This window comes from Halorubrum coriense DSM 10284 (genome assembly GCF_000337035.1).
GTDB classification, from domain to species: Archaea; Halobacteriota; Halobacteria; order Halobacteriales; family Haloferacaceae; genus Halorubrum; species Halorubrum coriense.
In genome coordinates this window covers 25,488-39,970 of sequence record NZ_AOJL01000055.1, presented here as the reverse complement: position 1 = coordinate 39,970, position 14,483 = coordinate 25,488, and the positions used below count along the sequence as shown (strand labels likewise).

The 14,483-nt window shown below is 48.0% G+C and carries 11 protein-coding genes; 2 read left to right on the top strand and 9 right to left on the bottom strand.

Translation table 11 applies throughout. The features are described 5' to 3' along the window. Window positions 1-112: 112 nt before the first annotated feature. The 7 genes from C464_RS12660 to C464_RS12645 all read right to left on the bottom strand — a co-directional run bounded on the left by C464_RS12660 (window position 113) and on the right by C464_RS12645 (window position 9,650). Window positions 113-679 carry a metal-dependent hydrolase gene (locus tag C464_RS12660; RefSeq protein ID WP_006114132.1) on the bottom strand — a complete coding sequence of 189 codons (567 nt, stop codon included), beginning with the start codon at window positions 677-679 and terminating at the stop codon, window positions 113-115. Between the two features lie 68 nt (window positions 680-747). Next, window positions 748-1,659 carry an NAD-dependent epimerase/dehydratase family protein gene (locus C464_RS12655; protein WP_006114131.1) on the bottom strand — a complete coding sequence of 304 codons (912 nt, stop codon included), beginning with the start codon at window positions 1,657-1,659 and terminating at the stop codon, window positions 748-750. Between the two features lie 365 nt (window positions 1,660-2,024). Further along, entirely contained in the window at window positions 2,025-3,416 is a 1,392-nt protein-coding gene (locus C464_RS17605) for a sulfatase-like hydrolase/transferase (protein ID WP_006114130.1), read from the bottom strand. 128 nt (window positions 3,417-3,544) lie between these two features. Further along, window positions 3,545-5,299: a DUF2206 domain-containing protein gene (locus C464_RS17600; protein WP_161781681.1), complete on the bottom strand. Its 1,755-nt coding sequence runs from the start codon at window positions 5,297-5,299 to the stop codon at window positions 3,545-3,547. Window positions 5,300-6,128: 829 nt separating this feature from the next. Next, entirely contained in the window at window positions 6,129-7,109 is a 981-nt protein-coding gene (locus tag C464_RS17595) for a lysylphosphatidylglycerol synthase transmembrane domain-containing protein (protein WP_080510448.1), read from the bottom strand. An 89-nt stretch (window positions 7,110-7,198) separates the two neighbouring features. Beyond that, the gene (locus C464_RS12650; RefSeq protein WP_006114128.1) at window positions 7,199-8,371 is read right to left on the bottom strand and encodes a glycosyltransferase family 4 protein; all 1,173 of its coding nucleotides are present in this window, start codon (window positions 8,369-8,371) and stop codon (window positions 7,199-7,201) included. A gap of 91 nt (window positions 8,372-8,462) precedes the next feature. Beyond that, on the bottom strand, window positions 8,463-9,650 hold the full coding sequence (locus C464_RS12645) for a sulfatase-like hydrolase/transferase (RefSeq protein ID WP_006114127.1): 1,188 nt from the start codon (window positions 9,648-9,650) through the stop codon (window positions 8,463-8,465). Window positions 9,651-9,871: 221 nt separating this feature from the next. Between C464_RS12645 and C464_RS17590 the strand changes: the two genes are divergently transcribed. Then, window positions 9,872-10,867 (top strand): GNAT family N-acetyltransferase, encoded by a 996-nt coding sequence (locus C464_RS17590; RefSeq protein WP_006114126.1) that lies wholly within the window; start codon window positions 9,872-9,874, stop codon window positions 10,865-10,867. Between the two features lie 49 nt (window positions 10,868-10,916). Here the strand turns inward: C464_RS17590 and C464_RS17585 are convergent, their stop codons facing one another. Both C464_RS17585 and C464_RS12640 read right to left on the bottom strand, forming a co-directional pair. Beyond that, on the bottom strand, window positions 10,917-11,741 hold the full coding sequence (locus C464_RS17585) for a polysaccharide deacetylase family protein (protein ID WP_080510446.1): 825 nt from the start codon (window positions 11,739-11,741) through the stop codon (window positions 10,917-10,919). Between the two features lie 14 nt (window positions 11,742-11,755). After that, window positions 11,756-13,057, bottom strand: a complete 1,302-nt coding sequence (locus tag C464_RS12640; protein ID WP_239640230.1) for a glycosyltransferase family 2 protein — start codon at window positions 13,055-13,057, stop codon at window positions 11,756-11,758. Window positions 13,058-13,265: 208 nt separating this feature from the next. On the opposite strand from C464_RS12640, the gene C464_RS12635 reads away from it, so the two are divergent. Next, window positions 13,266-14,180 (top strand): NAD-dependent epimerase/dehydratase family protein, encoded by a 915-nt coding sequence (locus C464_RS12635; protein ID WP_049911145.1) that lies wholly within the window; start codon window positions 13,266-13,268, stop codon window positions 14,178-14,180. The last annotated feature ends 303 nt before the right edge of the window (window positions 14,181-14,483 follow it).

Sequence of the window (14,483 nt, the reverse complement as noted above, 5' to 3'; positions counted from 1 at the left end):
GAAACTCAGGAATGTCACCGAACAGTGGTTCGTGGAGAGTTCTGTCGGATTCATCCTGCGGCTAAAGCCGCAGGTATTCTCCTCGAATCTCTATAACCCTGTAGTAAGCGATTCACTCGGTCCGAACTCCTCGCAAATACTGGCGCACCCGAAGCGCCGCAAATAGTGTGACTGCGAGGATGATGAGTTCCAGTTGTGGATGCGTGCCCATATCCTGGTAAATGCGAAACATCCGCGTCCACGGAGCAATGTCGCTAGCGGGTGACCGAGAGATGGGATATATCGGGAACACCAGAAACCGGACACTCCAAAAGTCACCAATGAGCAGCGAGCGGTACGAATCGCCAACAAGGTGGCTCACGTACCCAGCGGCGAACGCCGCAGGCGTGACAATCCGGAGCCGTTCAGCGAATGACTCTGGAGTCCAGCGGCCACGAAAGCGGATGGCGACCCAGTAGACCCCAAGCGAACAGATGGCGAATGTGAACAGTGAATGCGCAAGTGATCGGCCAGAGATGAGGACGCCAACGTATGCGAGCGGTTTGTCGATGAGATCTGGAAACTGACTCCCGATCGCGAGGGGGATGAGTGCGAAGCGAGCGGGGAGTCGATGGGTGCTACTGGCCGCGTACAGCACGTACCAGAGATACGCGAAAGTGAGGTGCCCCAGTGGTAACATACGGTGAACGTGGGGAGTATCTTGATTGGAGTCGCTGATCGGAGGGCGTGGAGTGGAGACTCGTGTATTTATTGATACGGTTCACACACCCGCGAGACGCCCTCTTCGAAGCTGATTGTTGGCTCCCACCCGGTGGCCTCGTGAAGCTTTGAGTAGTCTGCCATCGTATCGTGGACGTACTCATCAAGCGGATTTTCGATGTATGTGGGCTCGATATCGGTCCCGAGTTCCTCGTTAATCAGATCAATCATTGTATTGAACGAGTAGCTCTCCTCGGTGCCAACGTTGTAGATCCCTTGGAGTTCGTGATCAGCGGCGAGTTCACAGGCGCGAACGACATCGTCGACGTGAGTGAAATCGCGGGTCTGAGTCCCGTCGCCGAACAGTTCAGGCTGCTCGCCATTAGCAATCTTGTCGGTGAACTGCGCGACCGTGTTCGCGAATTCGCCTTTGTGTGCTTCGGCGCCGCCGAAGCCCTGATACACCGAGAAAAAGCGCATGCCGGCGAGCGTCATATCGTGGAAGTTGTGGAAGTACTCCGCATAACGCTCACGGGCGAGTTTGGAGGCTTCATACCCGGTACGGGCTTCGACGTCCATTGTTTCCGGCGACGGCTCGGTTCGATCGCCGTAGATTGAGGAGGTGGTTGCGTACACCACCGTGTCACAGCCGTCGTTGCGCGCTTGTTCGATGGTGTTCACGAATCCTTCGACGTTGACGCGGGCGCCCTGAGCGGGGTCTTCCTCGTGCATTTTGTACGACGAAAGCGCTGCAAGGTGGAACACGACGTCCACGTCGGTAGGCAGGTCGTCATCGACGGCAGAGGCGTTGACGAACTCGACATCGTCAATAAGATTGTCAGGCGTACCGAGGTAACAGTCATCGACGGCGATCACATCGTTGTGTTCAGCGAGATGGTTTGCGAGGTTTGATCCAATAAAACCGGCCCCGCCAGTAACGAGGACGCGTTGATTGTCCATGCTTAGAACTGTCAAATGGCCCGGTGAAAAGGTTGCGATACAAAAAACACGTTGAGAGCGTTCTACCTGCCTATCCACGAACTCCAAGTTAGTAGTCAGGTTGGCACGCTGCTTACTGGAATCAGGTATAGCGGTCAGGCTATCTAGACTGTCTCTGTTTAGTGGTTATCGTTAAATTGTCGTACGAGCCAATTGCGTGTAACGACTACACCTACAGTATGGCGGTGGTTTTATTAAAACAACATTAGGACGCAATTAGTGATCGCACTTAGATTGGAGAAGGTTTATATTATCAGTGTACAGCCAGCTAGATTATGTATTTAAAATATCATAAAGGGGTATGACTTGTTCAAGTGAATATCTATCTAAAGATAGCCTAGATCTTCTAATCGGGCTGAAGTTGAATCATCAACCACAATCTCACTACTTCGCTCAAGGGCACGCTGCCTCGCGTCTTGTATAGGAACCTCAAATTGGTTTAGTGCCCAGTCTGGTACTTGGATATCATTAGAATGCTCTTCCTGCTGATTCGGATTACCTTCTGTAATCCGGTAGCAGACAGTATTCTCCTCTGTGTCCCACTCCATCTTCTCTGATTCCCGGTATGCACACCGAATCGTTCTGTTCCAGTACTCCTCATTCGAGGGCGGATCTGTGCCCGCCGCCATTCCCATCACTTCCGCAGGTACCTCGGACCAAGTGAGTTCAGGAATAGTTTCGTTGGCAATACTGGTAACAATTTCAGGAAACTGGAGATGTGACACATAGTCTGAAATATTTCGATTAACAGATTCTGGTGGATTTAGAATCTCAAGGGGGACATGGAGCAGACCCTCACTCAAGCTACTCGTATGAACGAAGAGCCCGTCATCACCGCTTTCTGCTCCGAAGTTTTCTCCATGGTCGGCCGTCACGATAATGGTCGTGTTTTCGCCTAATTCTTCGGCGAGTGAGGCGATGATACGGTCTAGGTAATCTACGTGAGCAGCGTACAACTCTTTCATCCACTGAATGTATTGTTCGTACTCTTCTGGTTGTGTGATGAGTTCCCAGCGATCAACACCAGCCGACGTCCAGCCTCGCGGTGCAGTGTGTAGAGAACGATCCAACCCAAGAATGTGACCGAACGGCTCATGAGCCTCCATGAAATTTGCAAACGCGAAGACCGGTTCCTTACTTTTCTTAACTCGGCGTTTCAATTCTTTAGCGATGAGCTTTGCCCCATCATCAATGGGGTCCGGAAACCGTGTCCCCATGGTAGACTGTTTGACCTGCGCGAGTACTCCGTTTGCGAGACTCTTGAGCGAGTGCCCATTATCGAGAGATGCAGAGAGAAATTCCTGGTACAACTGAAGGCCCTCTGCATTACTTTCATTATAGAATGTGGTGGCGTTCAGGGCCTCTGGGAATTTTTGATATCTGGGTACCTCAACAAACTCGTCAAATATGGAGTCAAATCCATATGCAGGGCCGGCATACACATTCGCTGACACTCCTAGGGTGTGATAAGCATCTAAGCGGTCGCAAATCGTTTCCTGAGAAAGCAACGATTCCATGTCCCTGTTGAAAGTGTGAACCCCATGCTCATGAGGAAGTTTGCCCGTAAGAATACTCGCATGACTGGGTACGCTCCATGAACTCGCTGCCCGACACTGCGCAGCTGAGATACTAGACTTAGATTGAATTCGAGATGCGTACTCGTCAAAAACATCCTTTCGAACGGAATCCAAGACGAGCAGTACGACGTTTCGCGACATATAATAACCCTGTCGTACCACATAAAAAAGCTCTCGGGTTGGATCATGAACTCTAACGCCGTTTCGGGTGCCTTGTTGAACCTACCGAAAAGAGTATTTTGAAATTTCGATTACTCAATTTGCTCTATTTAACAGGAGTAAATTGATCCTTTTCCGCTGTCGTAGTACCTCGAATCATACTCTAATGCCGAGCGATAGTACTCTGTTTGTTCCGGATTAACCCATTCATTCTGAACCCTCATCGGACGATGGGATGTATAGAACATTCCGCATCCATTTTTATGCTCATCTTCACCCGGGGAAACGGTCTGTACGTCGTGTCGGTAGAACAATTCCGCGACGAGTAGCCCATCGCGGCTGTTCAGACGGGAGTAACTGAACACCGAGATATTATCATTTCCGTTATATTGGTGGGCCCAAGCTACCGTAGATACCTCTGAGTCCGAATAAGTTCTCCAATCCGCTTCTTCCTCATTGATTCCAATTGCGTATGATGGTACTGTATCAGTACCCACCCACGCTAGTCCCGAGCCCACTACAAGCCAGACACCGAGGAGAACAGCGATTGATACAGCAACATGTCGACGGGGCAGCCCCAAGCCTGATTTTTGGAAAAACTGGCGAACAGCGAAAGCGCCAGCCAATAAGGTGGGTGCCAAGACCACGAGAACTATTGAGATCAATCGATCAAACCCAAGTCCGAAAGTCAAGACGACGCCAGCTCCCATCAGTCCAATAGCCGTCACTGCGACCTTGAGAAAGAGCTCCGGTTCTTCGCGTCTTTCAACGACCTGTACGTACAGCATGGATAATACACCAAGCACGGCCAATCCTAGGACGCCAGCAGTGAGTGCCAGTAAGAGGGCATAAAGCGGATCGCCGAGCAGGCGGACCAGATACCCACTCCCGGATCGATTGGCGACAGCGGAGCCAGATGAAGGTACGATTCCCAACAATTGAGCGATTTTTCTCACAGCGTTGAACCCAATCGCTACTGCGTGAACCAAAACTCGTCCCTGTGCAGCTTCGAGATAGTACCATGTCCAGCCAACGCCGGCTGGAATAAGGGTTGCCGTAACCACTTGGGGGACCGAGACGCTGTCTCGGTAGTAAAGTCGCGCAATGATACCGAGTAACATTGCGCCGGAGATGAGAGTCAGGTAAATGAGTGTGGTAGCATAGTGTGCGAGAACGAGTCCAGCTGCTAGAATTACAGGAATTGTCGCTTGCCATCGGCGATTCGTGAAGGCAGGGACAACAAAACAGAGGAGAAGCAGTGCGATAAATAACTCGCCGAGTGCCTGTTTGTTTGGCATCACCTTGAAATATCGGTAGAAAAAGATGAATGCGGCAGCCGCGAGAGGGGGTGCGGCCTTGTAGGAATCAATTCGCCGTGTGACAGCAAAAATCGCAACTGGTGTCATGGCGGCGATCATAGGGAGCACAACCTTCATTACAGTGACAATTTGGATGTTAAGAACTTCTGAGAGGAACGCCGAAAACCAAGTTACAACAACCAGTCCGGCGACGCTCATTGAGGTCTCCAGTATTAGAGATCCAACCGACTGAGTCTGCTGAGCAATGTAATAAACGAAGTGGATATCCCACCCCCAAAGGTGGTTTGTGACAAGGGTTGTATGCCAGTGGACTGCCAACCCCAAAGAGTAGACCACTGGCATCTGAGATCGCACAGGGATGATACCTGTAACGAGTAGCAAAGGAGTTGACGCAGCGAGAATTACAAACAGATACGCCACGAACGGGGTTATGCCGCTGTATTGTAATTTCGCACCGGCAGCGGCGAGAGAGAGGAGAAAAAAGCAGTAGAGTACGGTCTCAACGTGGTTGAGTGATCCAACCCGACTCCAAAGTCGAGTCTCCATTGTTATTAGTTCCATGCAACTCTGATTTAATTGTGTCGGTTGTTACTTATTTAGGTATAGGTGGTGTTGGGATTTGGACCAAAGTTGTTAGCTTGTCGGACGACACGCATTTGATCTGGTCCAGGAGTATGATTAGATCTGTTCATAAAAACTTGATCCCATCGTAAAATAGTCAATTAACCAAGATTTACACTTTAGAGTAACAGGTTCGAGATAATAGATTAAATTTCAAATTCCTCAACAAAATAATACGCTAAAGCGAAAGAACCTAAGACTGGGAAGCTGTCTTTACAAAGTTCGAAGAGATGAATTCAGGGTACGCAGGGGAGAGATATTGTCATGATCGACTTGGCCCTGGCAACAAATGATAGGGTTTTACCTCAGTTATCAAGATAATCACGTATTGCGTGGAAGTAAATTTATGGACATGTTTACTTGGTTGTCTACTGTTGAGATAAATAGACACGGTAGGTCGAACCATAGAGTCATTTCAACGTTTGGACAACGGTTACACAATAGAAGTCAACATAACAAATACATCGCCAATAGCCGAAGAGGAATGAGTCACCGCTGGACAAATCTTGTCATTGATCATGCAGTAACAATGGGCATGCTTTACGCTAGTCCCGTTCTCGCCGGGAAGTAGGAGGCGGAGATCATCAGCTTCAACAAATATGTAGTAATCGTAGAGTCATAGAGACTGACGGTCACCTCCCCTAGGCGGGCAGATTGGTATTTTTCTGTGCGTAGATCGAGTAGGGTTTTGTTAGAAAGGCTATTAAAGAAAAATTCAAGAATACCGGTTGGGGAAAGTCCGAGACATCCAACACTAGTTAACTTCGGATCGAATAGATCCTATAGCAGCTATAACTCCAGATAAGGTAAGCGGAATATAGGCGGATACAATCCTGTCAGTGACAATGATCGGGGCGGCAATTTCTGGTGGCACTCCCAAAGCGATCAGTAACATTGTTCCCGACGCTTCTGCAACCCCAATTCCTCCAAATGATATCGGATAGATAGTGACTGAGTACGCTAACATCGGGATTGTGAGGTAGCCAATCCATGTGAAGTGAATGCTATACGAGTTGCTTATCAAATAGAATCGAATAGGCACCATTGTGAAATAACCCAAGGTAAAGATACTAACAATCACAAGTGTTTTTTTGGAAAATTTTATTTGTCCGCTACGACTTGAGTATCGAGTTAGAATCTTTGGAAGATACGGAACTATACTACTCCTCCACCTACTGGCGACGATTGCTAATATTGGAAGGGAGATGTAGAGCGCCGATGATCCTGAATAGATAGGGAGCAATTTGCTATCAAGCGATGAGATTGTGAGTGCCAGACCCATAACAGCAAATATACCTTGGTATGTAGCTGAATAGACAAATTGGGTTGCTTTAATCCGGCCCCCGTCAATGAGAGATATACCAAGATATTGGCGCAATAGCGTAGGAACTGAGAGAACCGCTCCCGCCTTTGTTGGAATAACCGAATTAGTCACGTACCCGATAGCGTCAATCTCAATTATGGTTAGAAATCTAGTGTCAGTCGCTTCTCGAACTAATGTGTAGAGAGACAGTGTCGAGAATAGTTTCTGCCCGATTATAGCGAGAACAAGAATAAAAGCAGTGATCCGACCAAGGCCTGAGAGATGAGAGATAACTGACGTTACAGGAATAATTCGGATCAAATACAGTATAGCAAGAGACGTAATCAGTAGCTTCAGAATGGTTGTTACGTACTTTTGCGATTGAACCTGTTCCACGAATTCCTGTACTAATCTGAGTATCTGTCTGGGCATATTTATCAGCTCACAAAAAGTGAATGGGAAGAAAATGCTCTTCCGCTAGCGGGTCGTCAACGGAAGTTATGTGATGATGTTTCATAGAACTACAAGCCCTGCTGTCTGCCACTTATGTCTGCGTATATCTCCAAGTGTCGCTCAGCAATCCGTTCCCACGAGACGTCGCTCGCTCTCTTTTTTGACGATACAGCCATTCTCCGTTGTGTCTCCTCATTTTGAAGAATATCCAATAGGTTGTCTGCAAACCTCCGATAATCTCCCTCCGGAGAGGTCAGACCCGCCCCAGAGCCCTCAACTAGATCTGGAAACTCACCGACGTCTGTGGCTACGATTGGTAAACCGAACGAGTGCGCGATAGTCTGTACACCGCTGTGGCCCATTTTTCCGTCCCGGCTCCTGTATGGTAGCGCCAGTACGTCTGCGCGTGAAAAGAGTCGTCCGACTTCGTCATTTGGGATAAACTCGTTCCGCACCTCAAAGAGGTCAGGATGCTGTGCAATTTGATCGCGCGCTGATTTTGATATATCTCCGTCTCCAGCAATAATGCATGTAAGATTGTTGATGTTTTCTGACACCAGCTCAATAGCCTTTGTGAGTAATTCAAGATCTTTGTACCGGACAATGTTTCCGAAGAACAGGACTGTGTGTTCAGAGTCTTGTCGTGAGACACTCTCTGAGTGTTCGTCAAAAAAGTCGTACGCAGCGTGCGGAAGAATGTCAATTCGCTCAGGAGAGTAGCCACGCTCAACGAGAATCTCTTTCGCTTCCTCCGTGTGAACAACTGTATGATCCTCCCGGAGAGAAGGAAGCAACATATTCAACCAGTGGTGAACGATACCTGGTATCGGTCGGTCCGGTATCAGTTTATTCGGGTACACTTCATGATAGGTTACTACTAACGGATAGTCGCTGTCAATTCTTGTCAGCTTTGCCATTAATTGTACTTGTGGGAATAGGTTCACAGGAACATGAACCAAATCCGGATCAAAATCTCGGATTTTGCTAATCTTCCTATATGATAGGATGCCTCGAAGGCTCTCGATGAACGAGATATCTCGAGTGTCGAAGTCAACCAATGAGAACGAAAGGGGCTCAAATATTTCGAATATTTCTACATCTTTATTAAAAATACCGTCCGCAGTAGTGTTAGTTGGTTTAAATACAGCCACATTTTCGGAGTTTGCTAATGAGTTTGCTAGTTGAGCCGTATAGTGGGGTAGACCTCCATTACTCTGTGAGAGAATGAGGGCTATCTTCATGTTCCATCAAATCGCTTAACAGAATTATAACCCCTTCGGTTGGGGCTCAGCAATGTCCCAACCCGCACAACATGAGGAGAATATATATCATTTACAAATACCCGAGATCTTCTAAATTCTCTTGAACATCTTCATCCATTTCGATATTTGTTTTTTGACCATAATTGAAATCTAGTTCTCTTAGGTCCCGTATTGCTTCATCTTTGGCAATGTTTGGGTCACCCCAAGTTCGTTCTGACTCCAATAATAATTTTACCCCCTTCGGATTTAGGTTCCTTCGGAGTTCCCTCCCAGCTGGCACTTTTGCCAAGTATCCCGCAGTCAATTTCAGTTTCGACCAAAGAGAGGAGGTATTTAATACATAACCGCCGCCGCTATCCCAAGTACTCCGTATCTGATAGCTGAATGTATTACGAAATGATGGGAAGGGTCGGTCGTAGAGGCTATAACCCTGTTTTGGCATGGATGATTCGAATACGTTTTTCCCTTCAACAGGCGTCGGTTTTTCCCTGTTGAGCAGACCAGCAATTGTTGGAGCAAGGTCAACGTGGCGGAATATACCCTCATCCTGTGGAGGCTCTATGTCAGGATGGATGAACACAGAGGGAACATATACCAGTTCAGGGGTCGCTGGGAATGACTGACCGGCATGGCCATATTCACCGAGCTGCTCACCATGATCAGAAAGGAATATGATGAGAGTGTCGTTGAGAATACCTCTGTCTTCAAGCGGTTCAAGAACATATTTTTCAAACCGATCCACAGAATCCTGAAGCCCTTTTGAATACAAATCTCTCATTTTATTTTCATCACCCGCACATCTATCATAAAATGAGGGAACAGACTCAGACACATTCAGCGAAAGGTCCCAACCTCCGTAGGGCGCGTGGCCACCCGGATCACGCATAAACCAAGCGAAGGGCTCCTCAATCTCTGAGAGAGATGTGCGGTCATAATCTTTGAGGAGCGTATTATAGATAGTTTCGTTGAAGAAGTCTCCTTGTACAGGGTCGTCAAATGTCCCCCCGACGTTGCTGAGCCCCGAATTCGGGAATGAGTCGAGGATGGTTGATTGAGTAGATGGTAATGAGTCGCTAAATCCACGAACGCTATGATTGTTAAGATAGAGCCCGGTCAGCATACTGGCATGAGCAGTCGGTGTGTATAGCGATGATGCGACGGTTTTCAGAGCCACTCCTTGGTCAGCTACGGACTCAGGAAGAGAATCCCATCGAACTGAGTCAGACATGAAAATGGCTACGTTATTGGCATCTATCATGTACCGATATAATGTTGTGACTACATGAAGTAGTTCACGATTTTCTGCTACTGGGAGGTCATAGCAACCTGTCTTAGCACACATGTCTTTTACACCGGACAAAATTGAAAAGGTATTTGTAATATTGGTGTGATTTTATATCCACCGAAAAGATGAACTTAGAATTATAATTCAATATGCAGGTAACTGAAATTCAATCTAAGGAAAGGTGGAATAACTTTGTGACTAAGATCGGAGGTCCAATATATAACACGTGGGAGTGGACAACTCTGTGTGAGGGTTACAGCCATACTAGCTATCACTTTGCGGCTCAAGAAAATGGCAGCATAGTAGGAGTGCTACCTCTGATCCACATTGAGAGTAAGATATTTGACAACCACCTAGTGTCAATGCCGTACTCTGAATACGGCTCTACTCTCGTAGAGGCTGATAACGAAGAGGCGCGCTTGGCACTATTGAAGCGAGCGGCGGCATTGGCTGATGAGCTGCAAGTTAAGTATCTAGTTCTTAGGGGCGATAATGTAGTCAACGAGGCCAGCTCATTTGGTGATTTTGACGTAGTGAATCGGTTTGTTACCATGGAGGTTGACACTACCAGAAGTTCTGAAGAAGTTTGGAATGATTGTGATTCGCGCTTCCGGAGGGGAGTACGTAAAGCTAGGAAGGAAGGTTTGGAGGTTAAGAAAGTAAATGGGAAACAAGGATTCGAACAATACTATAACCTTTTTGTTAGAACTATGCGAGGCCACGGCACGCCACCCCATTCTCGTTCCTTTTTGTACAACCTCTGGTCTGAATTGAATGATAGTGTGGATATATATCTGGCCACCTACGAGGGGAAGGCGATCAACGGAAAGATGATGGTCAACTGGAATGGTCGAAAACTCTATAGGATGGGTGTCTCTAATCATGAGTATAGAGATTTGAATGGCGGTAGTCTCCTGATGTGGAAGGCGATAGAAGACGCTTGCAGTGGTGATTACTCAACTTTTGACTTGGGTCGTACCAGAGAAGGGTCGGGAGTGTACATGTATAAGAAGTCCATGAGCCCGAAAAAAGTATGGTTGGATGATCTTCTCTACTTTCCTGGAGAAGAGGTTGAACTTCCAAACCCCAATGATTCCGAATACGAAAAGCTTCAAAACATCTGGAAGAGATTGCCACTCCGACTAACAGAGCTTATTGGCCCCCACATACGGAAAGATCTTAGTCTCTAACTAATTGTAGATATAATTCTAGCGTTTGCTTGTCTACATCAACCCCGATTCAAACGATTTCGGTGTGCAGTCTATTAAGTGTGGAAAATGCATATCCGCGTTGCAATAACCCCTCAACGAGATGCCGCAACGTATCAAACCCACTTGGATTCCTATCGTAGATTCTTCGATAAAGCGGCGAAAGATCATCATAGCTTGGAGGTGTCACAAGGTCATGCATGTGAATATTCAAGACAACTGACGATGGGCCACGTCGTTTCAACAGCTCAGTGTACGGGCGTCCGATCAACTGACAGTACGAGAGAGCTGTTGGAATACGAAGGGCTTTTGAGAACACCGTGAACGGCAATTCAACGATATCGTACTCAGGCAAGTAGACAGGTCGGGTCTCTGCCCTGGTGTTATTGAAGTGGCCCGGTCTCCAAGAGGGGAATACACTGGCATCAAACTTGTATCCGTAGTCAGCAAGCAGACGGTAATCAGGTTCGCGTACATTCCCGTTTGGAAACCGATATCCTGACGGGTCTGTTTCAAAAAATGTTCTATATCGCGCTGTACTTAGTTCTATTTCGTCCTCAATGGATATTTCCTCTCGGGGAGCATGCGTGTGAGAGTGAGGGTGGAAGTTAACTAAGGTATCACTATTCCGAAGAGTTTCTACTTCATCGGGTCGTTCATCAAGGACTTCAGTTTGGACGAAGCAAGTTAATGGTATTTCGTGATTTTCCAGCAGAGTTACTAACTCATCCGTATGAGAAAGCGCATAGTACGTGTTCTCTGAAAGTGCAGTTCCGTAGTCACACTCGTAATCAAGTGTCAGGTAGACCCGTTTCTCATCTGGCCACGCAAGGTTCTCGCGGCGAAGATCCGTCATGTGTTGGTAGTGAGTTACTCTACCGGTTGGGTATCAAGGTGCTGGTTTAATGAGTGTAGAATGATCGCAGTAAAACACGAAAAGATCCCCGCTAGCCCAAAGAATCCCGACGTAACAGCCAACCCGAGGGGGAAGGTCCCCGTAGAGATGTAGTTTGAGAAGGTCCAGTAACCCAAACCGAGGCCGACAAACGCACTAAGGAACCCAGGAACGCCAAGCGTGGTTACCGGTCGCTCGCGCTCAACAGTCTTCAAAATATTACTAACAAGCGTCAGTCCATGCGAGACAGGGTTGTGACTGCTGGGATCCTCTACGTCATAATCAATAGTTGTGCCAATCTCCTCAAGATCGTAGTTCTGTTCGTGGGCGTGATAGAGGATATCCGTGCTGGCGCTCATTCCTTCACCGATTGTCCCGTCAGCACTCAGTGTCGCGATGGCGTCCCCATTATATGTCCGGAAGCCACTCTGTGTATCTTTGACCCAAGATTCACTTCGAAGAATTCCCATTGAGAAGTTTGTGAGCGTATTTACAACTGCCAATCCAAAGCGTCGATAAACGGGTAAATCAGTATCAGATCCCTCAACAAATCGACTCCCAATAACGATATCAGCATCTGTCTCTTCTTGTATGCGAACAGCTTCTGGTATATCGGCTGGATCGTGTTGGCCGTCGCCATCGAGGATAGTAAGGTGATTAGCACCACGGATATCAGCTTCTTCGAAGACTGTTTTGAGCGCACCTCCATAGCCCTGGTTTTTTGAGTGCTCAACTACCGTTGCCCCAGCGCCTCGGGCGACCGATGCAGTGGCATCCTGACTGGCATCATCGACAACTAGCACGTCGTCAGCGTATTTGTGTGCCTCAGATACTACATCAGCGATGGTGGTTGCTTCATTGTACGCTGGAATGCCAACGAGAATCCCGAGTTCGTCGCCTTGATCTACGGGGATTGTAGATGTCCGCTCGCTATGAGTATGTGCCTCGAGACTTGCTTGGTAGTCAATGCGGCGGGTACTGTCCGGTGCGATAATCATGCCGGCGTCGGTCCTGGCGCTACCTCGTACCCAGAGGTGGTGTTTGAGGTCCTCCTCAGGAACCCCTTGGGCGGGCGGCTCGAAGACATCGACACCGAGATCGCGAGCCGCACGAACAACAGCAGATGTCCCCTCAAGAGTATCAGCCATCACCACGTCTAGACCTCGTTGTTGGGCGGCAATAACGTTCTCAAGCACAGTCGGGTCGTCTACGGCGACTAACCCAACTGCTGGTCTATGTTTTGCTTGCTGTTCTATTGATGATGTCTCCTGTGTCACGTCAGGTGCGTCCATATTACTCCTGATTGATATGAAATTTACCCATCAGTTTAATGCCCCCATATAGGCCCAAATTTTCCGGAAACTGCCTCCTACAATTCATTGGCGTATCATTAAGATCATACTAACATCAAGCTTTGGTGACGTAGCATGACACGAGATGACAAACCAAGACACACTCATACGTCAACATCAACAACCTCCAGTAATGCCTGAACTCACAGACGCGAATATTCTAGTGACTGGCGGTGCTGGCTTCGTCGGCAGCCATCTTGTTGATGCTCTCGCTGAAGAGAACACTGTCACTGTCGTCGACGATCTCTCTTCTGGTAGCCAGACCCATATCCACGAAGACGCAAAGTTCGTTCATGCAGACATCACCGCTCCAGACGTCCTTGCGGAGCTAACCAACTCAGTTGACGTTGTTTTCCATGAAGCCGCGGTGGTCAGCGTCACGGAGTCAATCGACAACCCACCAACCAGTCATGAAGTCAATACGGACGCAACACTCACCCTCCTCGAACTCGCCCGTGAACGCAACTTCCGCGTGGTACTTGCCTCCAGTGCCGCCATCTACGGTCACCCTCAAACGCTCCCAATCAGCGAATCTCACTCTAAAAACCCAACCTCACCCTATGGCCTCGACAAACTCACTATTGACCACTACGCACGTATCTATCACGACCTCTACGATGTTGAGACTGTTGCACTGCGATATTTCAATATTTACGGCCCGCGTCAGTCAGGGGAATATGCGGGCGTCATCTCCATCTTTCGTGATCAAGCCCTCGCTGGCGACGATTTAACCATTGAGGGCGATGGTTCCCAGACGAGGGATTTCGTCCATATTGATGATGTTGTTGATGCGAATATCGCTGCGGCAACGACAGACTACGTTGGTGAAGCCTACAACATCGGGACTGGTCATGAGACGCGTATTGACGAGCTTACAGAGACGATCATCAAGGTAGCCGATACAAGTGCCTCAGTTACGCACGTTACCCCACGAGCGGGGGATATTGAAGCGAGTGTTGCGGATATTTCGAAGGCACGGGAGAAGCTTGGGTTTACACCATCTGTTTCGCTCAACAAAGGGATCCGGAACTTGCTTACTGAGACGTAGTTAACTGTTGACAAAAAGTTTCGAGAGCATCTATGGTATTGTCTCTGAAGCAATTCCTGTGTTGTGACTACGCGGCTGATGACTAGCAAGCCGAGAATTTCTCAACCCATACCGTACGCTCCACAAGTGACTATCCGATGATCCGGAACTAGTCTTGAGATTTCATGGTATCCTTACCTACCGTACTAGGTTTCAACGGCGTGGGAGAAGACATTTCAATTGCTATACATGAAGATGTATACTACGGTGTACGAGATTGAATAAGGCACACTCAATTTTGAACGGATCCACATATTATCACAG